This is a genomic window from Paenibacillus chartarius (assembly GCF_042432825.1).
Taxonomy (GTDB): domain Bacteria; phylum Bacillota; class Bacilli; order Paenibacillales; family NBRC-103111; genus Gordoniibacillus; species Gordoniibacillus chartarius.
The window spans coordinates 369-619 of the sequence record NZ_JBHLWN010000003.1 but is presented as its reverse complement, the minus strand read 5'-3'; the positions used below and the strand labels follow the sequence as shown (position 1 = coordinate 619).

Sequence of the window (251 nt, the reverse complement as noted above, 5' to 3'; positions counted from 1 at the left end):
GACCGGATCAAATCTGCCGCAAGGCATAATCAGTTCTTCACTCGTGTTCAGTTTTGAAGGATGACATCCTTCGCTTATCTCTGACACAAGGTTCCACTTGCGGAACTGAAGTGAATGTGATAAGATAAAATCCCTGTCGCAAATTGCGGCGGTTGTTCCTTGAAAACTAGATAACGAAACACAAAGCGTAGAAATCTAAGGTTGATTCTTGCTAGCAAGAATGTTCCGATGATCTTGCGATCATCTAGGGA

General features: G+C 43.0%; 1 rRNA gene (only partly in view). It reads left to right on the top strand.

What is annotated here, in order from left to right:
• Positions 1-246 precede the first annotated feature (246 nt).
• Positions 247-251 (top strand): 23S ribosomal RNA (locus ACFFK0_RS00435) (its annotated part continues 368 nt past the right edge of the window); the annotation flags it as partial.